Source organism: Primorskyibacter flagellatus (assembly GCF_900176485.1).
Lineage (GTDB): Bacteria > Pseudomonadota > Alphaproteobacteria > Rhodobacterales > Rhodobacteraceae > Primorskyibacter > Primorskyibacter flagellatus.
In genome coordinates, this window is sequence record NZ_FWYD01000019.1 from 46,622 (window position 1) to 72,791 (window position 26,170).

The window sequence follows — 26,170 nt, forward strand, 5'->3', positions numbered from 1 at the left end:
ACGGCCAGCTCACCTCTGATTTCTGTGTGCACCAGATAGCAAAATCTGTCCCAAGTCACATCCGATCCGCACTGCCGATGAACCAACCGCATTGCTTCCAGTTTAAAGGGATCACGAAACAAGTCACCGCCGACCAGATCTGACAGGTCGCGCCATTGATCGAGTGAGATAACATTGTCTTTCATCTTCCCTCATCCTTGTTGAGCGTCTGAGTTTCTTTATATGCCGCTGCTGTCACGCGCAGAGCTTCGCGCAGATAACTGATTTTCCCTTCGTCCAACCGGCGCCTGAGCGCGGTGATCGCGCCATCTATGTCGCCCTCCGCCTCCGCCAAGACGCTTTCGATGTGCTTGCCCGCGCTATCTGTCGTTTCAAAGTAATCGCCGTAGGTTCCGGGCTTGAATACTGTCTCGTATTGCTCGCCGCGATGCTGAAAAGCCTTTGCTGTCATTGATCTGCGCCTCTGCTGGATTTGAGTTCAGGCGGCGCGGGAAGGCGCGCGAACCTGCAAGGCTGATAATACAACATCCGATTGAGAATTGTACCAAAACATAGAGTTGGGCCGTGGCCCCTGCCATGATCCTCGATCATGTCACCGCGCTCTAGGCTACAGCCGGCATTCGGCTTTCGCCCCGCACCCTTCAGCCCCATCCTCCCTGATCCAATAGCCCGCGCCCTGTCTCATCCGAGCCAGGGCGCGGGCTTTTTCTCATGGTCGGCTGCGGCCTTGTGAGCGGCCCTTTCGGGTGCCGGTCGCATGGGGCGGCGTCAGACCTTCCCACAAGTCGCCTCGCCATCCTTCGCTTTATGTTGGCGCGTCCAGCTCGTCGCCTGCAAGACCCTGCCCCGTCCCCTTGTCCGGGGCGGGCTGGAAAGCTCTGACGAATGCTGGATCGGAGATCCGCGCCAGCGCAGATCACATAAGCAGGGGGTTTCGTCGCACGCTCCGAACGCCCCTGCATCCTGGGCCGCGCGTTCCGCGCGTCCGTAAGGGGACCGCCGGTCCCCCACCGCAACCCTGAAAACCTGCACCCAAAGGGGTTTCCCCGACCTTCCTGCGCCTGCGGCTTCGTGCAGGCCGGGTGATCCCCCTCCCCTTTGGCTTTGATTTCAGAGTTGCAGCGGTTCCCCCCCTGCCCTCGCCGGGAGGCAGGCTTTCAGGAGAGGGGCGCGCTTCGCGCTTCCTCGCCAGAAACCCCGCCCCGATTTTCGGCAAAGACCGGAAACGTGGCACCACCACGAAGGAGTTGCCCAATGGGTTACACGACCGCCTATCATCACGTGAGAACCGACGCCGAAGCGGCACGGTATGCGCTCAAGGAAGTTGAACGCGCTGGTATCAAGGTGCTGGCCTTCTCGACCGACAGGCATGTGATCGGGCATGGCTACGGCTTTGTCACCTATGCCGCTGTCGAGGTTGTCGAGAACGACCGCCGCGACGTGATCTGCATGACCGTATTGCAGCACCGCACCGACAGCGAAGTCGGCTGGAAATTCGTTGACGAAACGATGGGTCCGAACAACGAGCGTTGCCCCATTGCCATTCTCAACATGCTCACCCCGCCTCAGAACGACTATGCCGCGTCGTTTCGCAAGGCATCGCGCCTGTTCCACGAAGGCCGCGTGGAAAACGTCACTTTGCACACGGGAGAGGCAGCATGACCGACGCTGTTGAACTGACAGAGGCCGAGGCCGAAGCGCAGGTGATTGCCAAGCAGAACGATCAATTCCGCAAGACCTGGGGCGCTGACTTTACCATCCCCGGCAAGATCGTCGTGACCCAAAGCGTGGCCTGCCTGTCCGCAGGCGCACAGGTTCAGATCATGCGGGCCGTGCAGGCATTCGACACCTTCACCGAGGACAATGACCCTTACGGCGATCACAGCTTTGGCGCGTTTGAAATCGAATGCGCAGGCGAAACCGTCAAGCTGTTCTGGAAGATCGACCTCTACGACCGCGCTTACAAATACGGCAGCGAGGCCCCGGCGGATACCTCTGAAACCCGCCGCGTTCTGACCATTCTGCAACGCCACGAATACTAGCGCCGCACAAGCGGACCCGCCGCACCGGACAAGGTGCGGCACCCCACCCCTTCACCACAGACCAAGGAACAGACCCATGACAGACCAAAGCAAAATCATTGCCGCCACCGACGAGCAAATCCCCTTTGCAGACCTCTATCTGCACGACATGAACCCGCGCAGCATCGTGAGCGAGGACGCGATCGAAGCCCTTGCCGAGAACATCCGCCAGCTTGGCTTGATCCAGAACCCCGCAGGCTTGCGCGACGAGACAGGCAAGGTTGGCATCGTGGCAGGTGGCCGGCGGTTTCGCGCGCTTGCCTTGTTGCAGGACGATCCCCGGTTTCAGACCGTGACCGTCCGCATGGCCCCCGATTTTGATACCGCCGCGTTTTGGGCCACCAGCGAGAACGCGCAACGCGAAGCCCTGCACCCGGCAGATGAAATCCGCGACTTTGGCGCGATGGAGCGGCGCGGCGTCACCGTGCCCGCAATCGCCGTGGCCTACGGCGTGACCGAGCCGCATGTTTACCGCAGGCTCAAACTGGCAAGCCTTCCCGCGCCCGTGCTGGACGCGCTGAAAGCCGGAGACATCAGCCTCTCCAATGCCGCCGCCTTCACCATCAGCGAGGACGAGGCGAACACGCTGGCCGTGCTGGAACAGGTGCGCGGTCAGAACTACAGCGAACACCGCATCAAGGACATGCTCAAACCCAACGCCGTGCGGCAGACCGACCGCCGCGCTGTCTTTGTCGGGCTGGACGCTTACGAGGCCGCAGGCGGTCGCATGATCAGTGACCTGTTTGCCGAGCAGACCTTTCTGGACGATGTGGCCCTTCTGGACGAGTTGTTCGCGGCCAAGCTGGACGCCGAGGCCCAGGCCCTGACCGCCGTAGGCTGGAAATGGGCCGAGGCGTCGGACATTACCTATATCGGCTGGAACTTCATTGAAGATCGCAAGCTGGACCGCATCTATGCCGAGGAAGGCGACCTGACCGAAGCCGAGGCCGAACGGTATGACGAACTGGCCGAAATGATGGAGGCGGATGTTCTGGACGAGGCAGGCCAAGCCGAGTTTGCCGCTCTGGAAAACATTCTGGCAGGCGCGTTCAGCGACGAGCAGAAGGCCGTTTCCGGCGTTGTGATCCATGTCGATCAGAGCGGCAGCGTGCAGACCATCGAGGGGCTTATTACCCGCGAAGATAGGCCCGCCGCGATTGAGGCCGGATTTCTGAGAACATCGGCCCACAAGACCGAGGCCGCGCCGAAATCGCCTATCTCCGCCAAACTGGCCGACGATCTGTCCCGCATCGCCAAGGGCGCGCGGCAACACGCGGTTTTGCGTAATCCTGATCTGTTGCTCGACCTTCTGGCCTATCAGTTGAGCCACGATCTGCGTTGGAACAACCCGCTTGGCGTGTCGCTTACGGATGTTCCGAACTGGCCCACCACCGAGGCCGAAGGCTACGGCTTGGACGAAAGGCTGACCAGCAACCCGCCGCGCGATATGTGGCAGACCAAAGACCTTGCCGCGTCGTTCCGGGCTTTCCGCAAGAAGGGAGCCGAGCATGTGCGCGGCGAGTTGACCCGGTTCCTTGCCGCGCAATACCGGGGCGGCGACGAGAAGCTGGCCGCATTGGTGGACAAGGAAACCAAGCCGAGCATCCGCGAGGTCTGGACGCCCACCGCCGAGAACTTTTTCAAGCGCGTGGGTGGCCCCTATCTCAACGATCTGTGGTGCGATCTTCTGGACCTTGCCGAAGATCACCCCACCGCCACCACCTTTGCCAAGCTGAAAAAAGGCGAGAAGGCCGAGAAGCTGGAAAGCCTGTTTGGCGATGCGTCCATGCGCAGCGCCCTTGGCATCACCGACGAGCAGGCCGCGCGGATCGACGCTTGGTTGCCCGAAGGCATGGAATGAAATCGCAGGCGGGGCGTTCGCGCCCTGCCCCTACTTCGCAGGAGGTTGAGACATGGCATTCCAGAACGAGACAAACAAAGGCCGCGTGATCAAGATGGTCGACAGCTTGCACCTGATCCTGAAATCCGCACAGGCGAACCGCGCCGAGGATCACGAGATTGTTGCGATGTTGCGCCCGCTGACAGGCGAGCTGGCCGGGCTTGGCCTTGCCGCCGATATGCCGGCCGCCGCGCCAGCACCGGCGACCAGTGCTTTGACGGCTGGCGAACGCGCCGCCCTGCATCTGGCCGACCGAGCATCCTTGCGCGACCTCATCGCAGCTTTGATGGGGCGGCTCGATGCCCACGCCGCGCAGTTGGATGATGCGCCATGAGACACAAACGCTGGCCCCGCCACCCGTTCACCGACACGTCCCGCAAGCGTGCCGCGCTGCGCCGAAAGCAGCGCCTTGAACGCGAGGCTCTGCCCCTTCTGGCTGACCTGGTGGCCGAGGCGCAACCGTCCGAGGATGATGTGATGCGCGCCCGTGCCGATCAATGGACAACCCAAGAGGCCCGAGATCGCAGCCGCCGCGCCCGCAAATGGCTTGAAGCCCGCGCCCGCCTCGCCGCCCTGTCCGCAAACGAAAGGGCAGTGCTGCGCCGCGCATGGGATTGCGCGCCTTACCCCGCCGATCCGGTCTATCTTCTGGACTTTCTACACAGCTACAGCACCGGGCGGATCACGCTCGATGCCCTGCCTTTCGCTCTTGTGCCGACAGATCAGCATGGATGCCGCATCACGCTCGCGCCGTGCGTTTGACGGAATTTTGGCCGGTCCAAACTGGTAAGACATGCGCTGGTCTGCTACTATGTGAATAACAGTTTTCTTTGTGGTGAAGAAAAACACTGGCCCCGCTTCGGCGGGGCTTCTTTTTGGCTGTTTCGATCTGAACGAGGATTCAGATTTGGCCGCTCGGCCCAGGGCCGCGCCCAGGTCCGCCCGGCCCCGCGCTATGCGCGCGGCAGCCGCTTTCGCGGCATGGGTCGATCAACCACACCAGCTTTGTCTGCGCCCACCATTGTATCGCCTTGCGAGTCCTTCGCTGACCAAAATATCCGCCACGTCATTGCGGCCAACGTAGAGCCGCGCCAGCCCGCGGTTGTATTTGTCCCGTCCCGGCAAGATCACCAGATCGACATTTCGCACGCTCGCCATCAGTTGCCGCAATCGGTTCGTGGCCGCGCGGCCGAGCGCCAGCTCGTACTCGCATCGCGGCTTGTAGGTTTCCGGTGTATCGAAGCCGACCAGCCGGAATTTGTCGCCTTTGGCCCGTACCGTGTCGCCGTCCACCACGTAGATCGAGGACGAGGCGATCACTTCCGCCGTGGCGATGGCAGGCCAGAGCAGAGCAAGGATGAGTAGGAGCCGCATGGTTCTGCCTTTCATTCCGGTGGGAGGTGAGTGTCGCACCGCCCCTTCTTGATTGTCCAGCAATAGCAGCCGTTTGGTTTACCCCGAGTTTATCACGCTCGATTCAATGCCGCCGGTTCCGGTCATGGTGAACTCACAGAGACGCGAAACCCTGATGCGGTCTGTTCTTGGCCTTTGCCTGAAACGCGGCAGGAATGCAGATTGCATCCGGACATAGCTGACCCCCTTCGTTTCTCACTGATGCCTTATCGCGGATCGCGGCCAGGCCGTGCCCTCAGCTCACGCTTCGGCAAGCAGAAAGACGGCTTCCACCTTCGGCGGACCCTCCGCATTTCAGCTTGCGCCCTGCCCTGACACGATCCGCTCCTTTCAAGCCATCGAAACAAAGGAGATCGGCCATGACCAACTTCATCCTCACCGTTCCCGTCAAATTCACCAAAGACGGCAAAGAGCAGACCACCTACCGCCGCGTCGGCGCAGTGTTCGAGAACACCAAGACCGCAACCGGCGAAACCTTCCTCTCGATCAAGCTGGATTTCCCGGTGGCCGTGACCGAACTGGTTGCCTTCCAGTCCAAGCCGAAGGACGGCGAAGGCGGCGACGATCACCCCTAAGCCCCTGCGGGCCTGGGGCGGCACAAGCCGCCCCTACTCATCCTTGCTCTGCCCCGGCATTTCCGCTTCCGCTCTGCCGGGAAGCGCCTCGACCACCACCCAGGCCATGCAGTCGCGTTGGCCGCATTTAGGGCAGGTCAAACTGCCCATTATCCAGCGCAGAAACTCATGCTCTGTATACCGCTGGCGCAGCCAAAAGCTGTGTAAATACCACGGACCTGCCCCGCACATGCAGCTCACTCTGGCCGCGTGCGCAGCTCCGATGCTGCCCACGCGCAGAGTGTAGAGAGGGGCGAGGAAGGTTTCGCGGATCATCTGAGAACATTAGAAGAACATGCGGGGCGAAGGAAGGCTTTCAATGTGTACTTCGGCAAGAACATTGATCTGCAAAACAAGATGGCTGACGAGTCGTGGGCAAGGCTCCAGACTCAGGCGATCAAAATTGGCGGACACGAGGTCAACATGTCTCCCAGACCAACAATCACGTTCAGGCCGCCAGTCGAACACTGTGAGTCTAAACTGTCGAGTTGGTTGACCGCTGAGTAATAAAACCGCAGCGTGGCACAAATGCGTTCCGCTTTGGGAATGTCGGTTGAGAGCAATCCAATTAAACCGTGAGGGCATTATTCGTGGATGACACCGAAAACTTGACTGTGGGGCTGACCTACGGGGACGCTATGCACGTCGATGACCTGCGTAAAGGTCAATATTTCATGCCTTTGGCCGTGGAGAAGGACGTTTTGTTCCGCGTCGGACAGATCATGGCTAGTTGGGGATACTTCGAACAATTGATGGACAATTTTACCCACGAAATCGTTTCGCAAACGTCTTTTCCAGCTCCCAAAAAATGGAAAATGAAAAGCTTCAATGAACGCAGAAAATTGTCCGAAAAAGCTCTTTTGTTCTGTGCCACTAAGAAGGCTCCCGAAGTGTGTGGGCTTGTGAAAAAGGTGTCGCAAGATGCTATCGCTGCCTACGATGTACGTTGCCAGCTTGCTCACGGACTATACCGACCAGGGTTGGAATATTGTACCGGCGATATGATTGGAAATAATGTTCCGTATGTAGTTGAACCGGCTCGAAAGGGGCGAGGAAAGTCAATGCTATTAGAAAAGGAAAGTCTCAAAAAAACTGCAATAGACATTTCGTACCTTACCGGCAACTTGCTGTTCGTTCTGGAACGCCTGGGAGGGAAAATAGACGGATTTGTTGTGAATATATCTGCCTCAGAATTGCTAGGTCATGGAGTGAAGGGACAGTTTTCTCCGCGACCAGTTTCAACCTTTTTTGACCCAAAATAGTGTTTCGCTCGATGTGATGAGCGATTGCTTCGAGGATCAAAATGCTGCCCCTGCCATGATCCTCGATCATGTCACCGCGCCCTAGTCTGCGGCCAGCATGGCTGGCCTTCGACCCGCACCCTTCGGCCCCATCCTCCCTGATCCAATAGCCCGGGCCCTGTCTCATCCGAGCCAGGGCGCGCAGTTTGTCTCATGGTCGGCTGCGGGTTTGTGAGCGGCCCATTCGGGTGACGGTCGCATGGGGCGCGGGGGTTTCGTCGCAAGCTCCGAACGCCCCGATCCTTTGTGGCACGGGCTATGGCCCGTGCGTCTGGGGACCGCCGGTCCCCCACCGCAACCCTGAACACCTGCACCCAAAGGGGTTTCCCCGACCTTCCTGCGCCTGGGGCTTCGTGCAGGCCGGGTGATCCCCCTCCCCTTTGGGTTTGATTTCAGCATTGCGGCGGTTCCCCCCCTGCCCTCGCCGGTAGGCAGGCTTTCAGGAGAGGGGCGCGCACAGCGCTTCCTCGCCAGAAACCCCGCCCCGATTTTCGGCAAAGACCGAACCGGGCATCGCCACGAAGGAGATCCGTATGAGCGACGCGCATTTGCTCGAAACACTGGCCGAGACCGAAGGCTACACCACCACCGACGCCCTGCTCGAAGACAGCGTTTTCGACAGCCTGTGCCCTGCCATCTGCACCAACCCAGGCTGTGGCTACACGAGCAATCTTGAGCCTGACCAAGATCGCGGCTGGTGCGAAATCTGCTCCGAAAACAGCATGAAATCCGCCCTTATTCTGGCTGGCCTGATCTGACGCCGCGCCGATTATCCCCCCTATATTTTGCAGGACCGACACCATGCGAGAAGAAATCACCGTCACCGCTCAACTGATCTACGATTGCCCGATGGACGCGGCTTTGACCGAGCAAAGCGACATGATCCACGCCGATCTGACGCGCCTGCTGGATGCAGACAGCACCACCGGCGTCGCCTGTTGCGGCGTCACGATCCAGCATATCGCGCCCGAGGCCGAGACCTACGGCACGACCGAAGCCCGCCAGCTGGCCGAACGCCAGAGTGACCGGATCAAGGACGCCTTGGCGGCCGTCTATGACGACACCGAAGACGCGCGGTCTCTGCTGATTTATGCCCTGTGCGATCTGCGCCACTTTGCCGACCAGAACGGGCTTTCCTTTGGTCTGAACGACAAGGCAGCCCACCAGCTTTATCGCGCCGAACGCGACAGCAAAACCGGCGAGGTCGCGGCATGAAACACGACAGCACCTTTGCCCAGATCGGCAACACTCCCGAGCAGGAGGCGCATTGCGCCCCTGCCCTGCGCCGCAGCCTGTCCGAGATCGTGGCGGAATATGACGCGAAGTCCGAAGCCATCCCGGCCGCGATCCAGACCTTCAACGCCGCTGAAACGGCGATCAATGCCGCCGGCTGCATCGGCGGCACCTATGGCAGCGCCGTGTTTTCCACTGCCCCGAGCCTTTACGAGCGCGATGTGCGGATTGCCCTTCTGCGGTCGGCATGGAAACACGTCTATGAGGGGCTGAACATCGAGGCGGTCGCATCGGCCAAAGACCGCAAGCAGCTCGAATTGAAGCTGACAACGCCCCTGCCCTTCACGCTGGAAAACATCGCGGAAGTGTTTGGCGAGTATCTGCTCGATCCCAGGTTTCACGTTCTCAAAGGTCTGGCCGAATGTTTCTGCGATCTGGACCCGGCCTATAAAAGCCATTCCAGGGTGAAAATCGGCGTGGCTGGCCTGCCCAAGCGCATCATCATTCAATATGCGACGGGCTGGAACAGCTGGGGCCGCGAGCGCGTCAAAGACACGTTGAACGCCTTGCGCGTCTATCGCGGCGAAGCCCGCTACAGCTACCGCGCGTTTGAAGACGTGATGGACGAGGCCGAGAAGTATGGCGAAGCTGATTTTTGCGGCGGGATCATCCGCGTCTTCAAGAACGGCAACGCGCATCTGATCTTCGACAAGGCGGGGCTTTTGGACATCAACCGGGGGCTGGCCGAGTTTTATGGCGAGGTTTTGCCCGACGCCCCGACAGAGGCCGAGGCAAAACGCCCAAGCACCGAGGTTGCCCGCGACCTTCAGTTCTACCCCACCCCGCGCAAGGTCGCACAAACCGTGATCGACGCCCTGCACCTGTCCGGTGGCGAGAGCATTCTTGAACCGTCCTGCGGCGATGGTCGGATCATGGACGTGCTGGCCGACTGGCATAATGATCCCGAAGATCACCGGTTCCGCAAACCCCTTGTCGTGACGGGCGTTGAGTATGACGCCGTCCGCGCCGCGCAGGCCCGCGCCAAGGGGCATCACGTGATGGTCGCAAACTTTCTCCAGGTCGCGCCGGAGCCATCGTTTGATGTGATCGTGATGAACCCGCCCTTCTATGGGCGGCATTACAGGAAGCATCTGGACCATGCCGTGAAGTTTCTGAAACCCGGTGGCCGTCTGGTCTGCATTCTGCCCGCCAGCGCCCATTATGATCATGGCAACACCATCGGAACATGGCGGGATCTGCCCGTTGGAAGTTTCGCGGAAAGCGGCACGAATGTTCCCACCGGTTATTGCCTCTACTGGAAGCCGAAACAGGCGGCGACAAGCGCACCGGTTTAAGGCGAAGAACCGCCTTAAACCCCCAAATTGCTTGGGTAAAACAGGCCCGCCATGTTAGAATCAACCATCGGTTATGCCACCAGAAAGGCCGCCCCCATGTCCCTTGTTCCAACATCTGTCCGCGCGGTCTGGAAGTCGGCCGAGCTGCTGATTGCCTTCCACAAGAACAAAAACAAACAGCGCCGGGACACGCCCTATTTCTGGCGCCCAAAGGATGCCTTTGCGCGCCTGCTGACAAAGCCCGAAGATCAAGAAGCCGTTGTCGTCCTGCGCGGCGAGGGTGACACCGAAGATGTGCAGATCAAGATGCACTCGGACAAGATCGTGATCCGCCGCGACCGCGCCCTTGGCTGGTCCGGCGTCATTCTGGACGACGATCAGATCCGCATCGTGGTCGACAATGTTCTGATCCGCGTCGATCCGGATGGCGGTGTTGTGGTCGAGAGGGACGCCGAAAAGACCCATCTCGAAGGCAGCGGCGAGATCTACCGGTTTACGCCCGACATGAAGATCAACGTCTCCGCCGATGGCAGCCGCCTGTCGCGCGAAACCGAAGACAGTCTCGACGGCTTCACACCAGACGGAATGGTTTCGCGCCGCAAGTAATCGAGAAGGAGACCCGCCGTGATCTGTCTTTACCGTCGCGCCATGACCTCGATCTACCTGCGGGCCTATCTTGCAGGCCACACCGGGCAGATCATGCCCCGCCGATTGCGCAAGGCTGTCGCCGGATCAGAGCTGCACCGCGCCTGGCTGGTCGGCTCTCTCGGGTTCTTCGAGCAGGACGGCGTGGCCTACGGCCCGGCGCGGCCGTACCGAGACACCGGCGTCACATACTCTGAATTGTAGCAGGCTCGCCTTCGGCGATGCCACTACACTGCAACAAGGTCGGCAGAGAGCCCAAGATACCGAATGCTGCACTTTGCTCCAATGCTCGCGAACCGCAGCAAGCCGACATTGGACGTGTTAAGTACGGCCCTGAGCGGACCTTACTTTCACTTGCATATGTCGCAGCGCAGCTTCTTAATGCGGACATCGCACGACAGGAAATCTTCAAGAAACCGATCTGGGCTTCAAAGACGTGGCGCCTATTGATCGTCCGTAGATGCAATCGTAGCAACGCCTACTGATCGCCAGTGCTTGGTCCGGCGGTTTCACATCGAGACTGGTACGGGGAACGGGCGGAAATCCTGGGCATGAGAACAACAGTAAATCGCAACTAGGAACCCAAGTGGTGGGTCAGGCCTTGAATGTCGCTGCTTTCAGGAATCCTGCCATCCACTTTACGCTGACCTCGGTGTCGTCCTGACCGGTCAGTGAATTGAGCCCTGCTTGGGCCGCGGCGCCCATGCGATCGGCACGGCTGTTTATGAGATCGGCATTCAGTTCCGGCGTGAAGTCGGGATGTTGTTGAATGGCAAGGAAGTGAGTCCCAAGAGTAAAGCCGCTGTTTGGGCAGAATTCACTTGCCAGGAAAACTTCGGCATTGGCGGGCAGTTTTGTGACCTGATCCTGATGCATCGCATGCAAGTTGATGCCGCGCGACTTTTCAGCCCATTCTGTTTCGCGGACCACGTCGACAGGCATTAGCCCGACACCCCATCCCTTGTCCGATCTGGACACCCTGCCTCCGAGCGCATGTGCAACGGCCTGATGCCCATAGCAGACGCCAATTAAGGGTATCTTCTTGACGTGCAGTTCGCGGATGAAAGCGAAGAGGCGATCCTGCCAATCCGATTCTTCAAAGACCGAATACTTTCCGCCAGTGATGAGGTAGGCGTCGAATGCTTCGGATGGCGGCAGCTCATCTGTGACGGCGCTGACCACCGTCCAGCTTGACTCCGGAAGGTGGGGAGCAAGCGCGGATTGGAACCGCTTTGGCGACGGCGGATGATTGGATTTGGTGTTCGGGTCATGGTGCCCGATGTGGAGAATGCAGATATTCATTTTGGTATCCTCGAACATTTCGCCATCGGCATTATCAGGCAGTTGAAGTCGTCGCCACGTCATTGCTGATCTTGATGGCCTCATAAGAAATTCCCATAATGAAAACTTATGCCTTTCGTGGATGAATCAATAAGGTTGGAAGTCCGAATCGCGCCGACTAGTCTGCCCAACATGGATTCATCGGACATCCCGACTGAATAATCATCATGGACCGAGCCAAAATGGACAAAACTCCCATAAGTAAACCACCAGCAGCCGACGTTCTTTCGGTGACCGAGGGAACGTCTCCCCTGATGCTGTCGTTCCCACATTCGGGCGACGTATATCCGGACGATTTCGGCTTCGATCCAAAGCTGAGCTACTCGCAAATCGACAACCCGAGCGACAAGTATGTGGACGAGCTTTTCGGCGCTTCAAATGAGTTGGGCCTGACCACGATTAAGGCAAATTTTCCGCGCGCCTATGTCGACGTTAACCGGCATCAGCACGACATCGATGCCAATATGCTGGATAACCCAAAGGCCTGGCCAGGGCGGTTTCTGCCAAGCGGTTCGGTCGAGGTTGGAGCAACTTTGTTTTGGTCCAAGTCCTATGACACGCCAATATATAATCGGAAGCTCACCGTCGAGGAGGCGCACAACCGCCTGTCCAGTTACTTCATCCCGTATCACCAGACGATGACGCGTCTTGTCGAACGGCTCCGCGCGCAGCATGGCAAAGTCTATATTGTCGACTGCCACTCAATGACCCGGTTCGATCAGGAAATTCGCGGCGGAAAAGAGCGCCCCGAAATCGATATCGGAACACGCAACGGCGCCTCCTGTGACCCCGACATTTCCGAAAAGATGGCCGAACTGTTTGCCGCGCGGGGCTATGACGTCGGCATGAACAAGCGCTTCATCGGCGGCGAGATCACTTTGCGATATGGCTGGCCCAAAATCGGCCAGCACATCCTGCAGGTCGAAGTGCGTCGGGATCTCTACATGAATGAGGAAACCCGCGCGCGGAACGAGAACTTCGCCAAGGTCCAGGCCGACTGTGCCTGGGTTCTGAACCACTTCAAGACCTACATCGAACATCGACAGAACGCGGCAGCACCCGCGGTTCTGGAAACGACTTGAGAAGCGAGACTTCCATGAAACGGACACTAACAATACTCGGCCTCGCGGCTGCGGTGGCATTGCCATCTGTTGCAAGCGCGGAAACACTGAGGATGGCGTTTTCTTCGGCACCGCAGTCGATTGATCCCTATCCTTTCGGGGGCACGCCGACGGCTTCGCTGAAAGAGCATGTTTTCGAGGCGCTGGTGGCAGCTGATGACAGCCCGCTGCTTGCCGAAAGTTGGGCCTGGACGAGCCCCACCAGCCTTGAAGTCAAGCTGCGCCAGGGCATCACGTTCCATGACGGCGGGGCGCTGACTGCGCGCGATGTGATCTATTCTGCGTGCCGCATGATGTATCTTATCGATGGCAAGCGGAACCTTCTGACCAGTTCCATGGGCCCGATTACCGACATTGTCGCGGTCGATGATCACACGGTTCGGTTCGACATGAATGCGCCGTATCCGCTTTGGGTGCAGAAGATGAAGTTCCTGTCGATCCTGCCCGCGTCGGGCGGCGACGTTCCGGAAGGCCCCATTGCCTATGACGCCGAGGGCAACTGCGGCATCGCCTCGTATCCGAGCCGCGCCGATTTCGAGTCCGGCGACGCGGCGATCGGCACCGGGCCCTACAAACTTGTCCGCTTCGACAAGTCGGGCGAGGCCGATCTGGAGAAAAACCCTGACTACTGGGGTGGGGCGCCCGAGTGGGACGAAGTGCAGATACGCACCATTGGAAACGCCGGCGCACGTCTTGCCGGACTGCTCGCAGGGGATTTTGACCTGATTGAAAACCCCACGACCGAGGATTTGCCGGGGCTCGAAGCAAACGACGAGCTGACCTATACCGCAATCCCGTCCTGGCGTTCGATCTTCTTGCTGCTTGATGTCAATCCGGAAGGCGCACCGGGTGTGTCTGCAGCCGACGGTTCGGCGCCGCTGGCCGACATTCGAGTTCGTCAGGCGATGTCGATGGCCATTAACCGCGATGCTATTGCCGAGCGGCTGTTCGGCGGCGAGGCGACGGTGGCCAACCAGTTTGCGCCCAGCTATCGCACCGGCGCTCCAGAATTGCCCGCGCTTGCCTACGATCCAGAGAAAGCCAAGGCGCTTCTGGAAGAGGCTGGTTATGCCGACGGGTTCACGATCGACTTTTACGCCCCGTCGGATCGATATGCCAACGGTGCGCGCGTGGCCCAGGCGGTGACACAATACCTTTCGCGGGTCGGCATCACGGTGAATCTCAAGACCGAGCCGTGGTCCGTATTCGCCGGCAAACGTCGCGACAAGGAACTCGGGGTCTTCATGTACGGTTGGGGACATCCTCAGGGCGCCGCACAGATGATTTCGTTCGCCTTCGCCTCGCGCGACAACGATCTTGGCCTTGGTGCATCGAACTACTCTAATTACCAGAACGACGCATTCGACGCGGCCATGAAAGCCTGGGCCGTCGAAACCGACGACGACAAGGCGAACGAGTTCGTCGGTCAGGCCATGCGCGTCGCCGTAGAGGACCTGCCGGGCATCCCGCTTTACTACCAGCACACGATCTGGGCGCACCGCGCTGATCTGGTTGTGAACGGTCGCCAGGACGAGCGCACCAGCGCCACCACGGTTTCCCGCAAGTAACAGGAAACAGGCACCGGGACGGATCGACCGGCCCGGTGCAACTCTTCTTCAGCCAGAGGGGCTTCCCATGTTGAATTTCATCACCAGAAGACTTGGCCAAAGCGCAGTTCTCGTGCTTGTCATGTCGGCCCTGGTCTTTGTCGGCATGTACGTGATTTCAGACCCCGTTGCGGTTCTGGCTGGCGAGGATTTTACCGAAGCGGACCGACAAGCGCTTGCCGCCGAACTGGGCGTCGACCGACCGCTGATCGTGCAATACTTCAACTTCCTCGGGAATGTGATCCGCGGCGATTTCGGTTCGTCCTTTGTCTACAACCGTCCGGTGATGGACCTGATACTCGAAAAGCTGCCGGCGACACTCGAGGTCGCGTTTCTTGCGATGTTCATCGGGCTGGTCGTCGGCATTCCGCTTGGAGTTTACTCCGGCCTCAACCAGAAGAAGCCCGCAACCAAGACAATAAGCTTTGCGACGACCGTGGGCTACTCCATCCCCAATTTCTGGCAGGGCGTGCTTTTGATCATGCTGTTTGCGGTCTGGCTTCAGATACTGCCAGCATCGGGGCGCGGCGATACTGTTGAGGTCTTTGGCGTCGGTTGGTCGATGTTCAGCCTCAATGGGCTGAGCCATATGATCTTGCCCGCATTGAACCTGGCGATCTACACGATCTGCCTTCAGGCGCGGCTTGCCCGATCGGGCACCCAGGAGGTGATGTATCAGGATTTCATGACGTTCGCCCGCGCCAAAGGCATCAGTCGCGAGAGGATCGTGCGGCGCCATCTGGTTCGCAACATCCTGATCCCCATCGTGACCATCACGGGACTGCAGCTTGGCGGACTCATCGCCTTTGCGACGGTGACGGAAACCGTCTTCTCGTGGCCTGGCATCGGCAAGCTGCTACTGGACAGCATCCACAATTCCGACCGCCCGGTCGTCGTGGCCTATCTGATCCTGATCACACTGATGTTCGTCACGATCAACTTCATCGTCGATGTCACCTACGCGCTGCTCGACCCGCGCATCCGCTATACGTGAGGGGGATCTAACATGCCTACCGATGTCACCACCGTCGAAGTCGACCCGGTCGCAGCAGCCGACAAGGCCGAACCAACCTTTGCTGAAAAGTTCTGGAAAGTGTTTCGCGGCCACCCCGCCGCCCTTGCCGGACTGATCGGGATCACTGTCTTCGTGCTTCTGGCAATCTTTGCCCCTCTGATTGCGCCTCAGGATCCTTACGATCAGACGCAGCTGGACATTCTTGATGGCCTTCTGCCGCCGGGATCGCAACTTTGGGACGGGACACCCAGCCTGCTTGGCACGGATGCGCTGGGTCGCGACATCCTTTCGGCAGTGCTTTATGGACTGCGCATTTCGCTTTTTGTCGCGCTTGTCGCGGTGATTGTGGGGTCGGCCATCGGGGTCTTCATGGGGCTTCTGGCCGCCATGAAGGGCGGGTGGGTTGAAACCGTGATCATGCGCACGGTCGATTTGAAAATGAGTTTCCCGGGTATCCTGCTGGCCCTCATGGTGCTCGCGATCTTCGGGACCGGCATAGACAAGGTGATCATCGCATTGATCATCGGGGCCTGGGCCTCGGAAGCACGACTTGTACGTGCGGTGGCGCTTTCGGAATTGAAGAAGGAATACGTCGACGCCGCCCGTCTGGCTGGCCTTTCGGACTGGCGTATCATGGGGCGGTTCCTGTTCCCGAACTCAATCTCACCCGTCCTTGTGGTGCTGCCAATGTCGATCTCGGGCGCTATCGGTGCTGAAGCGACACTGTCATTCCTCGGCGTCGGTGTTCCGATCACCGAGCCTTCGCTTGGGCTGCTGATTGCCAATGGGAACGACTACATCCTGTCAGGCAAGTGGTGGATCAGCATTTTCCCCGGTCTTGTGCTGGTTGCCATGGTGCTTTGCATCAATGTCGTGGCGGACCGGCTGCGTGACCACGCCAACCCCTATCTGCGCGGAAAGGACTAAGCCATGACCGAGCAACTGATCCAGGTCGACGACTTGACCATCGCCTATCCCATGGCCGACGGCGAAGTGTTCCGCGCCATCGACAAGTTTTCGATGCGTGTCAACCGCGGGCAAATCGTTGGTGTCGTCGGCGAAAGCGGGGCAGGGAAGTCCACCATTGGCAAGGCAACGTTGGGACTGTTGGACGAAAACGCGGTGATCGATACTGGCGGCGTCTCGCTGGACAATGTGATGGTCACCAAGCTGGAGGAACACGCCTTCGCCAACATTCGTGGCAACAGGGTCGGGTATATCTACCAGAACCCGATGACAGCGCTGAACCCGGTTCTGACCATTGGCGAGCAGATCATCGAGGCGATCGAGGCCAACACCGACAAACGTGGATCGGCGGCGCGCGCCTATGCCATCGAACTTCTGAGGCAGGCGGAGGTCCCACAACCCGAGGACCGGCTGTCGAAATACCCACACCAGCTATCTGGCGGGTTATGCCAGCGCATCGTCTTTGCCATCGCGATCAGCGCTAAACCCGATCTGATCATTGCCGACGAGCCCACGACGGCTTTGGACGTTACCGTTCAGAAGGCGGTGTTGGACACGCTGGTGAAACTGACGCGCCAGGAAAACATCGCGATCATCCTGATTACCCACGACATGGGTGTCGTGGCAGAGATGTGTGACTATGTCTATGTTCTGCGCCACGGCAAGCTGGTGGAAGAGGGGCCCACTGCCCAGGTTCTGAAAGAGCCGACCCAACCTTACAGCCGCGAATTGATGGCTGCCATTCCGCGCATTGATCACAAAGTTGACCGCTTTGCCGTGCCGGGCGGCCTTGGAAAAGCCGAGGACCGCAAGCGCGCCATAGACTATCTAATGTCGCGCCGTGCGGATGCGGGGAAAGAGGGCGAGCCGCTTTTGAGTGTTCGCAATCTTTCGAAAACCTTCTCCAGCAAGGCAACGGCACTCAAAGCGTCATCGGATTTCAAGGCGGTCTCGGACGTCAGCTTTGACGTCTTTCCCGGCGAGACAATGGGAATCGTGGGCGAGTCAGGATCGGGCAAATCGACCGTAGGGCGGATGATACTGGGACTGCACACACCCGATCCGGGCTATGAAATCACCTATCGCGGGCGCAACATCATCGATCTGAAGAGCAAGGCCGAGAAACTGGCACATCGGCAATCCTTGCAGTGCATCTTTCAGGACCCTTATTCCTCGCTCAACCCGCGCATGACGGCTGGCGACAACATCACCTATGCCCTGCGAGCCCATGGCACGCTTGGGCGCGAAGAGGCGCGCAAACTTTCGGGCGATCTGATGGAACTTGTGGGTCTTCCCCGTGCGTCGGCCCGGAAGATGCCGCATGCCTTTTCGGGTGGCGAACGTCAGCGGATCGGCATTGCCCGCGCCTTGTCATTCCGGCCCGACTTTATCTTCTGCGATGAACCGACCTCGGCACTGGACGTTACCGTGCAGGCCGAGCTTTTGAACCTGATGAAAGACCTGCAGGACCAGCTTGGCCTGACGCTTCTGTTCGTCAGCCACGATCTTGCGGTAGTGCGCCAGATGTGCGACCGGGTCATGGTGATGAAGGCCGGGGAGGTGGTAGAGGCAGGCGCCTGCGACAAGGTGCTGGTCGACCCCGATCACCCCTATACGCAAGGGCTGCTGGCCGCGATGCCCAGATTCCGCCCTGAAGTGGGGCATTTGGCGATGAATTTACGCCAGATTCCCTCGGTTCATAAGGAAACGCAATGCCGCAATCCAACCGCATCCGACGTCTTAAGCATATCGAGGCGTTCTCGGCAGTGATTTCAACGGGGTCTTTTTCTGCAGCAGCGCGCCAGCTGGGCGTCTCTCAACCTGCGATCAGCCAGTTGATCAAAGCGCTTGAAGACGCCATTGGCGCGCCGCTTTTCATCCGCCGGAATGGCGCGATATTTCCGACCAACCGTGCTGAAAGCTTGCGCGAAGACGCGGTGAGCCTTCTTGCGCATTTGGACCGGTTTCAGGCGCAACTGAGCTATGGCCGGACCAGAGTGCTTTCGACGATCCGCCTTTCCGCCTCGATGAGCATCGCCAGTGAGCTTCTACCAGACGTGGTTAGCCAGATCACGCTGCAGCACCCTGACGCGATGTTCTATGTCAGTTCGGTACCTTTATCCGCAATGGTCCAGTCTCTGGTGCAAGGCCACATCGACTTCGCATTCCATACCCGACCACTGGAACATCCTGGATTGCACAACGAATGTATCGTTGAAGCGCCGCAGGTCGCGGTGATGACTGCCGACAATCCGCTAGCCGGTATTGAAGGACTCAGTATCAAGGACTTTGACGGTCAAAGGATCATAACTTCCACGAGAAGCGATCCTGCATTCCACTATTTTGCAGAGTTGTGGCGAAAGAACGGCGTGTCCGTCAAAACGGTTCTGCAATCTCCTTTTTCCGGGTTTTCTATCAGGATGGTTGAAGCCATGTCCGCCGTTACCTTCAACAATGCGCTCGTTGCCCGCAAGATCTGTGAGCGCAATCCAGATTTGGTGATGCGTTCTGTTGAAGGCGTGGGCTTCAAGACTCAGTTCTTCCTGGCTTGTGCCGACTGGCAAGCCAAATCTGTTACACGTCAGATCTTGGAAGAAGGTTTCAAGATGAAGGCGCTACCCTAAGAGGGGGGCAGAGTGCTCAGATGAACCTTAACACATTCGGTGTCGATTGGTTACTCTGACCCGGAGCAAGGAGGCTAGACCGGCGCATTGTTTGAGACACAAAGTTGAATCGATCCAACGGTCCGGCGGAGGCTCAGGTTGAACGTCAGCTTTGGCGAGTTTTTTCATCAATCTCGTACCTGCGGAGAATGTTACCTTCCCCGCGCCGGCGTTTCTCGCTGTGCTCGCGAAGCGCACAAAAACAGACTCTGGAAACTACTAGTCAAACGGCCGTTTCGTCCGCTGTGCCGCCTTTGGGCCCCTGCCATGATCCTCAATCATGTCACCGCGCCCTAGTCTGCGGCCAGCATGGCTGGCCTTCGACCCGCACCCTTCGCCCCCATCCTCCCTGATCCAATAGCCCGCGCCCTGTCTCATCCGAGCCAGGGCGCGCACTTTGTCTCATGGTCGGCTGCGGCCTTGTGAGCGGCCCATTCGGGTGACGGTCGCATGGGGCGCGGGGGTTTCGTCGCAAGCTCCGAACGCCCCGATCCTTTGTGGCACGGGCAATAGCCCGTGCGTCTGGGGACCGCCGGTCCCCCACCGCAACCCTGAAATACTGCACCCAAAGGGGTTTCCCCGACCTTCCTGCGCCTGCGGCTTCGTGCAGGCCGGGTGATCCCCCTCCCCTTTGGGTTTGATTTCAGCATTGCGGCGGTTCCCCCCCTGCCCTCGCCGGGCGGCAGGCTTTCAGGAGAGGGGCGCGCTTCGCGCTTCCTCGCCAGAAACCCCGCCCCGATTTTCGGCAAAGACCGAACGCGGGCATCGCCACGAAGGAGCGCCACACATGGCATTTCAAGTTGTCGTCACCACCGAAGAAGGCATGACCAGCATTTACCCCGACAGCATCGAGGCATTTGCCGAAGATCATTTTGCCGAAATCACCGGCACCCATTCCAACCATCGCACCCGCGCCGAATTGCAAGGCCAGCCCACGATGCGCGGCTATATCGGCCCTTGCTGGGGCGGCGAGACGGAAACCGGCGATCCGATCATCCGCTACGAAGACGCGCAAGCCTACGCAGACCTTTCCACTTGATCCCTGACCACATCGCCCCGCCAGCCCGGCGGGGTGTCCCCCTCATTTTCTCGCAAGGATCACCCACCATGACACAGCCATTTCAAAACCCGCGTTGCCCCCGCGCCCTGGCGCAAGACATGGAAACCGGCGAAGACACCGCCCGCTTTCAATTCCGTTGGGTATGCGCCGCCAGCGATGCATCGCACCGGACGCAGATCGGCGCTGACAAGCTGACCGCCCACGCCCAGGCCGATGGACAGAAGGAGGCTCAGGCATGAATTGCTTTGCACTCAACACACAGCACAAGCCGCTTCACCTCGATAACGTTCAAGGCGTCGTGGCGCTTGAACTGGCGATCGGAGCCAGCCTGCCAGACAGTTTCGGCGCTTGGCCTGTCAGCCTTGCCGACAGCTGGAACGCTGCCGCAGAGCAGGCAATCTTTGATTCCTGCAAAACCCTTGGCGACATGGCCCGCGCCTTTCTCAAATGGCGCGCAGCGGAGTTGGACCGCCAGCTCGGCGCAGCTGAGGCACCGGCCATCGCGGAAGATGCGCCCTATAGCAGCCGCCGCAGCATCCACTTTTTTGACAACGAGGCAGAGGCGATCCGCTACCGCGACGATCACGGAACCGGAGGCTGGATCTTCGTTTGCGACGACAAAGGCGAAGCAACGCTCTTTCCCCACCAGATGACGCCCAGCACCATTTTGCTGATGGGCTGGACCAGCAAATCCGGCGGGCGGTTCATCGGAGCGACGGGCAAGATCCTTCAGCAGGAGGATGTGGCATGAAACGCTCGGTCAGGCACATCGAGGGGCGGCACCTTACCGCCGCCGACAAGCGCAATATTCTTGGCGGCATCGAATATCTGCGGAACCAAGAGACCTGCGCGATGTGGCTGCGGCGAGGCGGCTCGAAGAAGCAATATCGCCTCACGCCCGATCCGGCGATCCCGCACCGCTACGGCGTCGAGATCCGCGAAACCTATACGTCCGATTTCGGCCAGCTAAGGCACCGCGACACACGCCACGTCATTGAAACATCCGGCGTCGATCCCCTGCCCTTTTCGGGCTGGCCCGTGGAAGAAGCCGACGCCGCCCCCCTGCCCTCGCAAGAGGAAATTCCATTCGCGTGAAACACGACACTGCCCGGCCATCCTGACCGGGCCGCAATGCCGCCATGGTCGGCTCTGACGCAACGTTCTCGCTTTTTGCTGTCGAGAGGTTCGAAGGTTCCGCCCTTTTTATGCTATGATACCGTTTTGAAAGCCATTTTTGGAGGATTTAATCATGTCGGAACAAGATATTGTTATCTTGAAAAAAATTGCGGCAGCGTTGATCAAAAAGACAGAACCTTTGCTGGATGAGCGCGGACTTTCACGAGAACGCCGAAGATTTTTTAGGATTTCATCCATGATAGCGGCCCACGTCTTGGATGACGACCTGAAGTCAACGGCAGCTCGACGCCGTTTCAGAGACTTTCGCCTCATTTTGGATGGGACGATGATGGCGGAGGCGAAAGTCCCAAAGAAGGATCCGAATCTTGAATATCTTCGGTGCATGTTGGGGTGTATGCAGGCCTACAATGAATGTATGGGACGCACGCCAAGTGGTAACGATTTTGACATACCTGATGACGATACACCTGAAGGTGATGCTCCGGCGGTAGATCCAGATAAGGCTGCCTGTTTCTTAAGCTACGCTAGCTGCCTAGCTAGCTGCAATGCGCCGCCATTACTCGGCTAAAACAAACATTATATAACTACCAGAACCGTTTTTGTTATCCAATTCAGGCCCCTGCCATGATCCTCGATCATGTCACCGCGCCCTGGTCTGCGGCCAGCATGGCTGACCTTCGACCCGCACCCTTCGGCCCCATCCTCCCTGATCCAATAGCCCGCGCCCTGTCTCATCCGAGCCAGGGCGCGCACTGTGTCTCATGGTCGGCTGCGGGTTTGTGAGCGGCCCATTCGGGTGACGGTCGCATGGGGCGGCGGGGGTTTCGTCGCAAGCTCCGAACGCCCCGATCCTTTGTGGCACGGGCAATAGCCCGTGCGTCTGGGGACCGCCGGTCCCCCACCGCAACCCTGAAATACTGCACCCAAAGGGGTTTCCCCGACCTTCCTGCGCCTGCGGCTTCGTGCAGGCCGGGTGATCCCCCTCCCCTTTGGGTTTGATTTCAGCATTGCGGCGGTTCCCCCCCTGCCCTCGCCGGGCGGCAGGCTTTCAGGAGAGGGGCGCGCAGAGCGCTTCCTCGCCAGAAACCCCGCCCCGATTTTCGGCAAAGACCGAACGCGGGCGGCACCACGAAGGAGCGCCGCACATGGCCAAGGCACGTTTTGATATCAAGCAGCACATCACGGATACCATCATCGCGCAGATCGAGGCAGGCACACCGCCCTGGCGCAAGCCGTGGACCGGCAGCGCATCCGGCGCATGTTTCCCGCTGCGCCACAATGGCGAGCCTTACAAGGGAATCAACGTCCTGATGCTTTGGGCAACCGGCATGTCACGCGGCTTCAATTCCGCCCGCTGGATGACATTCAAGCAAGCACTCGACCTTGGCGGCTGCGTCCGGAAAGGCGAGACGTCCACGAAATCGGTTTTCTACGGCACCTTTGAAAAGGACGTCGAAGGCAGCAACGGCGAGACCGAAACCCGCGCGAGCCGGTTTGCGAAATACAACAACGTCTTCAACGCGGATCAAATCGACGGTTTGCCCGAAGATTACTATGTCCGGCCCGAGCCGCCCCGCGATCTTGGCACCAAAGCCGACGCAGAGCTTGACGCTTTCTTTGCAGCGACCGGCGCGGAAATCACCACATCGGACGATCCAAGAGCATTCTATGATCCGGTGAAAGACCTGATCCACATGCCGCCCATCGGCACGTTTTTCGACGCGGCCGGGTTCTACGGCACACTTGCCCACGAATGCGGGCATTACTTTCTGGCAGAGCGGCGGATTGGAACGCAGAAGAAATTCAGCACCAAGGCAGAGTATGCGGCAGGCGAATTGGAAGCCGAAATCTTTTCCTCATTCGTTGCCATTCACCTCGGGTTTGAGCCCCATTTTGACCAGACCGCCTCATACGTCGAAGGCTGGCTCAAATGCTTGAAGGCGGACAAGAACGCCATTTTTGCGGCAGCAGCGCAGGCGCAAAAAGCCTTCGACCATGTTCTTGACCTGACGGGTCGCAGCAAGTCCGGACCAGACGAACAAGAGGCCGCGTGAGCGGCCACTTCCCAAACCCGCGCTATGCGCCTATATTTGTCACAGGAGAGACGATCATGACCAACGCAGAAATCAGTTTGCACGACGACAAGATGCGCGCCGAAATTGCCCATCTTGCGGCGCAGACGACGAAGTTGAACAAGGAAATCCGCTGGTATGAAGCGGTTATTATTGCGGGCGGCGCCTCTGCCGTGACCCTCGCGATCGTCGCACTCACGAAGGTTTTGTTGTAAGGCGCACTCCCCCTTGCAACGCGGCCCCTGCCCTTTTGGGCGGGGGCTTTTTTCTGGAAATGTTCTGGTGACGCGGCAGGGAGCGAGCTACGCCCGCCCCCTGCCCCGCCTTGCGCTTCGCGCGATGGCCCTGTCGGGCCAGGTCACGTTGCTTTGAGTTTATCGAGGATCTTCCGATATACAGCATCTTCATGCTGCGCTGCCCAGGCATAGTATGGGAAGACACTCGGCTTGATGCCGATCGGATTGAACTTCCGTTCATATGCCTCAATGTATTTGGTCGGTACCTTGAATCGCACAACGACCCCCCGCTCTTCGTGGCGTGGTTTCACGTACTCTTTTTCAGGGGGTGAGAAGGTTTCCACTTGGCGCAATTCAGTTGCCACGAGTTTGATAACATCTGCTTCGCTGACACCGATCCTCTTGGTGTGTAGCGCAATCTCGTCCCTGTATTTTTCCGGAATGTGTAGCCAGACGCGCGGGCCTTGAGCTGTTTCTTCCTTTTTGGCCGCTGGTTTTTCCGTCACCTTCTTCGCTGAAGTATCACCGGCAACGTCGCGCGGTGGTGTTGTCAGATCCTGGGTGGCAACGGTTGTCTTTTCGGCATCACCCTTTTTCGGTGTGCTGACCTTTGATCGAGCGACGTTCGGTTGTGGCGGCGTTTTTGGCAATTGCACGGGCGGCGTGTTGATCTTTCCGAGCAGTTTTTCATCTCCGATGTGGATTGCCGCCCCCGATGTGTCCGGACGTGTCACCTGTCGCTGTGGCTTAGGCATCCTCTTTCTCCCACACATTGTTTGCCAAGATATCGTTCATCACCTCGATGGCGATCTTCAGAAGATCGGTGCAGTGGCCGACATTGACCCTTTGTCCTTTATAGTCGTCTGACGTTTGTCGTTTGATCAATTCACCTAGCGGCCCCGTGTCTGTCATCAGGGCCATAGCAGCTCTGTTGGGGACTATCGTCTTGACCAAAGGCAATTGTTCTCGGGCGTGATCCAAATACTTCCGCTCTGTCATCGACGGTCGCGACGCGTTCTTGATATTGTTGGCTACGAAACAATGTACCGGCCCCTGCACGCCCTCGGCCAGACGGTCATAGTATTCCAGCATCCAAGCCCTTGTCGCTTCTGCGGATACAGCGTCAGGCTGAGACATTTGGATCGGAGAAAACACAAAATCGCTGACGCCTAGAATTTCGTCCAGTGCCTTTGTCGCGAAGCCCGGCGAGTCGAGCAGGACAAGATCAGCCGAGCGGCTATCGTAGGCATCATCTATGATTTGAATCACGCTCTCGACGTCTTGAGCGTGATGGAATTGCGCATTTTCGGGCCACAAATCATTTTTCACCGCTGCCTCGTGCCACGAGGCCAGGTTTTTCGTTCCATCGGTATCTATGAAGATGACCCGATACCCGGAGACAAGGGCTGCGCTGCCGAGCAAGGCCAGCAATGTTGTTTTGCCTGCCCCACCCTTGAAGCTGAAGGCCGTGATCACGGGAAGATTATATTCCTGTTCGTCGTCTGCCATCTCGTTCCTCAATTTTGCTCGTTTTTTGCTTTTCTCTAGCGTACCGAATTGGCAGGCAGTTGCCTAGTCCTTCCGTCCTCTGTGCCTTCGTGTCTCTGGTCCTCTAGCCCTTCCGGCCTGTGATCCTGTCGACCTTTGTACCTTCGTGCCTCTGGCCCTCTAGTCCTTCCGGCCTGTGATCCTGTCGACCTTTGTACCTTCGTGCCTCTGGCTCTCTAGTCCTTCCGGCCTGTGATCCTGTCGACCTTTGTACCTTCGTGCCTCTGGCTCTCTAGTCCTTCCGGCCTGTGATCCTGTCGACCTTTGTACCTTCGTGCCTCTGGCTCTCTAGTCCTTCCGGCCTGTGATCCTGTCGACCTTTGTACCTTCGTGCCTCTGGCTCTCTAGTCCTTCCGGCCTGTGATCCTGTCGACCTTTGTACCTTCGTGCCTTTGGCTCTCTAGTCCTTCCGGCCTGTGATCCTGTCGGCCTCTGGTCCTTCGTGCCTTTGGCTCTCTAGTCCTTCCGGCTTGTGATCCTGTCGGCCTCTGGTCCTTCGTGCCTCCGGTCCTGTAGTCCTTCCGTCCTCTATTCAACGAGACGGCGCGTGAGGCCGGCGCGTCTTCATCTCAGGGGGTGAGGTGCCTGTTGACCCGCTTCGCGCCTCACCGCGCTTCTCTGCGGCTCTCCCAAGCAAATTGACGCGCCCTTGGGGCGCGACTTTTTCGTTTTGCGACCGCATTTGCGGTCGATCGGTCGTTGGCCGACCGAGCAATAATACTCTGACGGTGGGTCGTCTCTACGTTTGACTAAAGTCGCCCACCTGAGTATTCTTTCAATTGCAGGATATGTGCATTGTTAACGCAACATGATGTGCCGGGCGGTGACGCACCGATGAAGAAGCTGAAAGCTCAACAACGAG

30 protein-coding genes are annotated in these 26,170 nt (G+C 58.8%); 25 read left to right on the top strand and 5 right to left on the bottom strand.

Annotated features, from left to right (window positions below; all coding sequences use genetic code 11):
- Window positions 1-181 precede the first annotated feature (181 nt).
- Window positions 182-451, bottom strand: a complete 270-nt coding sequence (locus tag B8991_RS16835) for a hypothetical protein (protein WP_084354104.1) — start codon at window positions 449-451, stop codon at window positions 182-184.
- A gap of 803 nt (window positions 452-1,254) precedes the next feature.
- Here B8991_RS16835 and B8991_RS16840 point away from each other — a divergent pair.
- The 5 genes from B8991_RS16840 to B8991_RS16860 all read left to right on the top strand — a co-directional run bounded on the left by B8991_RS16840 (window position 1,255) and on the right by B8991_RS16860 (window position 4,743).
- The gene (locus B8991_RS16840) at window positions 1,255-1,662 is read left to right on the top strand and encodes a hypothetical protein (protein WP_084354105.1); all 408 of its coding nucleotides are present in this window, start codon (window positions 1,255-1,257) and stop codon (window positions 1,660-1,662) included.
- Window positions 1,659-2,042, top strand: a complete 384-nt coding sequence (locus tag B8991_RS16845) for a DUF3768 domain-containing protein (RefSeq protein ID WP_084354106.1) — start codon at window positions 1,659-1,661, stop codon at window positions 2,040-2,042. The genes B8991_RS16840 and B8991_RS16845 overlap by 4 nt, the downstream gene beginning before the upstream one ends.
- A 76-nt stretch (window positions 2,043-2,118) precedes the next feature.
- Window positions 2,119-3,942 (top strand): ParB/RepB/Spo0J family partition protein, encoded by a 1,824-nt coding sequence (locus tag B8991_RS16850; protein WP_084354107.1) that lies wholly within the window; start codon window positions 2,119-2,121, stop codon window positions 3,940-3,942.
- Window positions 3,943-3,994: 52 nt separating this feature from the next.
- Complete coding sequence (locus tag B8991_RS16855) at window positions 3,995-4,315, top strand: hypothetical protein (RefSeq protein ID WP_084354108.1); 321 nt, start codon at window positions 3,995-3,997, stop codon at window positions 4,313-4,315.
- Window positions 4,312-4,743: a hypothetical protein gene (locus B8991_RS16860; RefSeq protein WP_084354109.1), complete on the top strand. Its 432-nt coding sequence runs from the start codon at window positions 4,312-4,314 to the stop codon at window positions 4,741-4,743. Before B8991_RS16855 ends, B8991_RS16860 begins: the two co-directional genes overlap by 4 nt.
- A gap of 228 nt (window positions 4,744-4,971) precedes the next feature.
- Here the strand turns inward: B8991_RS16860 and B8991_RS16865 are convergent, their stop codons facing one another.
- Window positions 4,972-5,355 carry a thermonuclease family protein gene (locus B8991_RS16865; protein WP_179141526.1) on the bottom strand — a complete coding sequence of 128 codons (384 nt, stop codon included), beginning with the start codon at window positions 5,353-5,355 and terminating at the stop codon, window positions 4,972-4,974.
- Between the two features lie 398 nt (window positions 5,356-5,753).
- Between B8991_RS16865 and B8991_RS16870 the strand changes: the two genes are divergently transcribed.
- The 7 genes from B8991_RS16870 (at window position 5,754) to B8991_RS16905 (ending at window position 10,746) form a co-directional block, all read left to right on the top strand.
- Window positions 5,754-5,969 carry a hypothetical protein gene (locus B8991_RS16870; protein ID WP_084354111.1) on the top strand — a complete coding sequence of 72 codons (216 nt, stop codon included), beginning with the start codon at window positions 5,754-5,756 and terminating at the stop codon, window positions 5,967-5,969.
- Between the two features lie 629 nt (window positions 5,970-6,598).
- On the top strand, window positions 6,599-7,270 hold the full coding sequence (locus B8991_RS16880) for a hypothetical protein (protein WP_143514645.1): 672 nt from the start codon (window positions 6,599-6,601) through the stop codon (window positions 7,268-7,270).
- A 572-nt stretch (window positions 7,271-7,842) separates the two neighbouring features.
- Window positions 7,843-8,067 carry a hypothetical protein gene (locus B8991_RS16885; RefSeq protein ID WP_084354114.1) on the top strand — a complete coding sequence of 75 codons (225 nt, stop codon included), beginning with the start codon at window positions 7,843-7,845 and terminating at the stop codon, window positions 8,065-8,067.
- A 43-nt stretch (window positions 8,068-8,110) separates the two neighbouring features.
- A complete protein-coding gene (locus B8991_RS16890; RefSeq protein ID WP_084354115.1) occupies window positions 8,111-8,524 on the top strand; it encodes a hypothetical protein in 414 nt (137 codons plus the stop codon).
- The gene (locus tag B8991_RS16895) at window positions 8,521-9,897 is read left to right on the top strand and encodes a DUF4942 domain-containing protein (RefSeq protein WP_084354116.1); all 1,377 of its coding nucleotides are present in this window, start codon (window positions 8,521-8,523) and stop codon (window positions 9,895-9,897) included. The genes B8991_RS16890 and B8991_RS16895 overlap by 4 nt, the downstream gene beginning before the upstream one ends.
- Window positions 9,898-9,993: 96 nt before the next feature.
- Window positions 9,994-10,503 carry a hypothetical protein gene (locus tag B8991_RS22015; protein ID WP_235866669.1) on the top strand — a complete coding sequence of 170 codons (510 nt, stop codon included), beginning with the start codon at window positions 9,994-9,996 and terminating at the stop codon, window positions 10,501-10,503.
- A gap of 18 nt (window positions 10,504-10,521) precedes the next feature.
- Window positions 10,522-10,746 carry a hypothetical protein gene (locus B8991_RS16905; RefSeq protein ID WP_143514646.1) on the top strand — a complete coding sequence of 75 codons (225 nt, stop codon included), beginning with the start codon at window positions 10,522-10,524 and terminating at the stop codon, window positions 10,744-10,746.
- Between the two features lie 390 nt (window positions 10,747-11,136).
- Here the strand turns inward: B8991_RS16905 and B8991_RS16910 are convergent, their stop codons facing one another.
- A complete protein-coding gene (locus tag B8991_RS16910; RefSeq protein ID WP_179141527.1) occupies window positions 11,137-11,862 on the bottom strand; it encodes a type 1 glutamine amidotransferase in 726 nt (241 codons plus the stop codon).
- A 188-nt stretch (window positions 11,863-12,050) separates the two neighbouring features.
- Between B8991_RS16910 and B8991_RS16915 the strand changes: the two genes are divergently transcribed.
- From B8991_RS16915 to B8991_RS21565, 13 genes are all read left to right on the top strand, one after another.
- Complete coding sequence (locus B8991_RS16915; RefSeq protein ID WP_084354118.1) at window positions 12,051-12,965, top strand: N-formylglutamate amidohydrolase; 915 nt, start codon at window positions 12,051-12,053, stop codon at window positions 12,963-12,965.
- A 185-nt stretch (window positions 12,966-13,150) separates the two neighbouring features.
- Complete coding sequence (locus tag B8991_RS16920) at window positions 13,151-14,572, top strand: ABC transporter substrate-binding protein (RefSeq protein WP_218673242.1); 1,422 nt, start codon at window positions 13,151-13,153, stop codon at window positions 14,570-14,572.
- A 67-nt stretch (window positions 14,573-14,639) separates the two neighbouring features.
- Window positions 14,640-15,605, top strand: coding sequence for an ABC transporter permease (locus B8991_RS16925; RefSeq protein WP_084354120.1), 966 nt, complete (start codon window positions 14,640-14,642; stop codon window positions 15,603-15,605).
- Between the two features lie 12 nt (window positions 15,606-15,617).
- On the top strand, window positions 15,618-16,553 hold the full coding sequence (locus B8991_RS16930) for an ABC transporter permease (RefSeq protein WP_084354121.1): 936 nt from the start codon (window positions 15,618-15,620) through the stop codon (window positions 16,551-16,553).
- Between the two features lie 3 nt (window positions 16,554-16,556).
- Window positions 16,557-18,362 carry a dipeptide ABC transporter ATP-binding protein gene (locus tag B8991_RS16935; protein ID WP_084354122.1) on the top strand — a complete coding sequence of 602 codons (1,806 nt, stop codon included), beginning with the start codon at window positions 16,557-16,559 and terminating at the stop codon, window positions 18,360-18,362.
- Complete coding sequence (locus B8991_RS16940; RefSeq protein WP_084354123.1) at window positions 18,305-19,216, top strand: LysR family transcriptional regulator; 912 nt, start codon at window positions 18,305-18,307, stop codon at window positions 19,214-19,216. The genes B8991_RS16935 and B8991_RS16940 overlap by 58 nt, the downstream gene beginning before the upstream one ends.
- A gap of 826 nt (window positions 19,217-20,042) precedes the next feature.
- Window positions 20,043-20,294, top strand: a complete 252-nt coding sequence (locus B8991_RS16945; RefSeq protein ID WP_084354124.1) for a hypothetical protein — start codon at window positions 20,043-20,045, stop codon at window positions 20,292-20,294.
- 68 nt (window positions 20,295-20,362) lie between these two features.
- Window positions 20,363-20,554: a hypothetical protein gene (locus B8991_RS21210; protein WP_143514648.1), complete on the top strand. Its 192-nt coding sequence runs from the start codon at window positions 20,363-20,365 to the stop codon at window positions 20,552-20,554.
- A complete protein-coding gene (locus B8991_RS16950; RefSeq protein WP_084354125.1) occupies window positions 20,551-21,066 on the top strand; it encodes a hypothetical protein in 516 nt (171 codons plus the stop codon). The genes B8991_RS21210 and B8991_RS16950 overlap by 4 nt, the downstream gene beginning before the upstream one ends.
- Window positions 21,063-21,410, top strand: a complete 348-nt coding sequence (locus tag B8991_RS16955) for a hypothetical protein (RefSeq protein WP_084354126.1) — start codon at window positions 21,063-21,065, stop codon at window positions 21,408-21,410. Before B8991_RS16950 ends, B8991_RS16955 begins: the two co-directional genes overlap by 4 nt.
- A 154-nt stretch (window positions 21,411-21,564) precedes the next feature.
- Window positions 21,565-22,020, top strand: a complete 456-nt coding sequence (locus B8991_RS16960) for a hypothetical protein (protein WP_143514649.1) — start codon at window positions 21,565-21,567, stop codon at window positions 22,018-22,020.
- Window positions 22,021-22,597: 577 nt separating this feature from the next.
- Window positions 22,598-23,506, top strand: a complete 909-nt coding sequence (locus tag B8991_RS16965) for an ArdC family protein (protein WP_084354128.1) — start codon at window positions 22,598-22,600, stop codon at window positions 23,504-23,506.
- Between the two features lie 56 nt (window positions 23,507-23,562).
- The gene (locus B8991_RS21565; protein ID WP_179141528.1) at window positions 23,563-23,739 is read left to right on the top strand and encodes a hypothetical protein; all 177 of its coding nucleotides are present in this window, start codon (window positions 23,563-23,565) and stop codon (window positions 23,737-23,739) included.
- Window positions 23,740-23,882: 143 nt separating this feature from the next.
- On the opposite strand, the gene B8991_RS16970 is transcribed toward B8991_RS21565, so the two are convergent.
- On the bottom strand, window positions 23,883-24,515 hold the full coding sequence (locus tag B8991_RS16970; RefSeq protein WP_084354129.1) for a hypothetical protein: 633 nt from the start codon (window positions 24,513-24,515) through the stop codon (window positions 23,883-23,885).
- The gene (locus B8991_RS16975) at window positions 24,508-25,269 is read right to left on the bottom strand and encodes a nucleotide-binding protein (protein WP_084354130.1); all 762 of its coding nucleotides are present in this window, start codon (window positions 25,267-25,269) and stop codon (window positions 24,508-24,510) included. Before B8991_RS16975 ends, B8991_RS16970 begins: the two co-directional genes overlap by 8 nt.
- Window positions 25,270-26,170 lie beyond the last annotated feature (901 nt).

Bases quoted from the DNA above. Each gene is read 5' to 3' on its own strand.
- B8991_RS16835 (WP_084354104.1), bottom strand. From the start codon at position 451: ATGACAGCAAAGGCTTTTCAGCATCGCGGCGAGCAATACGAGACAGTA.
- B8991_RS16840 (WP_084354105.1), top strand. From the start codon at position 1,255: ATGGGTTACACGACCGCCTATCATCACGTGAGAACCGACGCCGAAGCG.
- B8991_RS16845 (WP_084354106.1), top strand. From the start codon at position 1,659: ATGACCGACGCTGTTGAACTGACAGAGGCCGAGGCCGAAGCGCAGGTG.
- B8991_RS16850 (WP_084354107.1), top strand. From the start codon at position 2,119: ATGACAGACCAAAGCAAAATCATTGCCGCCACCGACGAGCAAATCCCC.
- B8991_RS16855 (WP_084354108.1), top strand. From the start codon at position 3,995: ATGGCATTCCAGAACGAGACAAACAAAGGCCGCGTGATCAAGATGGTC.
- B8991_RS16860 (WP_084354109.1), top strand. From the start codon at position 4,312: ATGAGACACAAACGCTGGCCCCGCCACCCGTTCACCGACACGTCCCGC.
- B8991_RS16865 (WP_179141526.1), bottom strand. From the start codon at position 5,355: ATGCGGCTCCTACTCATCCTTGCTCTGCTCTGGCCTGCCATCGCCACG.
- B8991_RS16870 (WP_084354111.1), top strand. From the start codon at position 5,754: ATGACCAACTTCATCCTCACCGTTCCCGTCAAATTCACCAAAGACGGC.
- B8991_RS16885 (WP_084354114.1), top strand. From the start codon at position 7,843: ATGAGCGACGCGCATTTGCTCGAAACACTGGCCGAGACCGAAGGCTAC.
- B8991_RS16890 (WP_084354115.1), top strand. From the start codon at position 8,111: ATGCGAGAAGAAATCACCGTCACCGCTCAACTGATCTACGATTGCCCG.
- B8991_RS16895 (WP_084354116.1), top strand. From the start codon at position 8,521: ATGAAACACGACAGCACCTTTGCCCAGATCGGCAACACTCCCGAGCAG.
- B8991_RS22015 (WP_235866669.1), top strand. From the start codon at position 9,994: ATGTCCCTTGTTCCAACATCTGTCCGCGCGGTCTGGAAGTCGGCCGAG.
- B8991_RS16910 (WP_179141527.1), bottom strand. From the start codon at position 11,862: ATGTTCGAGGATACCAAAATGAATATCTGCATTCTCCACATCGGGCAC.
- B8991_RS16915 (WP_084354118.1), top strand. From the start codon at position 12,051: ATGGACCGAGCCAAAATGGACAAAACTCCCATAAGTAAACCACCAGCA.
- B8991_RS16925 (WP_084354120.1), top strand. From the start codon at position 14,640: ATGTTGAATTTCATCACCAGAAGACTTGGCCAAAGCGCAGTTCTCGTG.
- B8991_RS16930 (WP_084354121.1), top strand. From the start codon at position 15,618: ATGCCTACCGATGTCACCACCGTCGAAGTCGACCCGGTCGCAGCAGCC.
- B8991_RS16935 (WP_084354122.1), top strand. From the start codon at position 16,557: ATGACCGAGCAACTGATCCAGGTCGACGACTTGACCATCGCCTATCCC.
- B8991_RS16940 (WP_084354123.1), top strand. From the start codon at position 18,305: ATGCCGCAATCCAACCGCATCCGACGTCTTAAGCATATCGAGGCGTTC.
- B8991_RS16945 (WP_084354124.1), top strand. From the start codon at position 20,043: ATGGCATTTCAAGTTGTCGTCACCACCGAAGAAGGCATGACCAGCATT.
- B8991_RS21210 (WP_143514648.1), top strand. From the start codon at position 20,363: ATGACACAGCCATTTCAAAACCCGCGTTGCCCCCGCGCCCTGGCGCAA.
- B8991_RS16950 (WP_084354125.1), top strand. From the start codon at position 20,551: ATGAATTGCTTTGCACTCAACACACAGCACAAGCCGCTTCACCTCGAT.
- B8991_RS16955 (WP_084354126.1), top strand. From the start codon at position 21,063: ATGAAACGCTCGGTCAGGCACATCGAGGGGCGGCACCTTACCGCCGCC.
- B8991_RS16960 (WP_143514649.1), top strand. From the start codon at position 21,565: ATGTCGGAACAAGATATTGTTATCTTGAAAAAAATTGCGGCAGCGTTG.
- B8991_RS16965 (WP_084354128.1), top strand. From the start codon at position 22,598: ATGGCCAAGGCACGTTTTGATATCAAGCAGCACATCACGGATACCATC.
- B8991_RS21565 (WP_179141528.1), top strand. From the start codon at position 23,563: ATGACCAACGCAGAAATCAGTTTGCACGACGACAAGATGCGCGCCGAA.
- B8991_RS16970 (WP_084354129.1), bottom strand. From the start codon at position 24,515: ATGCCTAAGCCACAGCGACAGGTGACACGTCCGGACACATCGGGGGCG.
- B8991_RS16975 (WP_084354130.1), bottom strand. From the start codon at position 25,269: ATGGCAGACGACGAACAGGAATATAATCTTCCCGTGATCACGGCCTTC.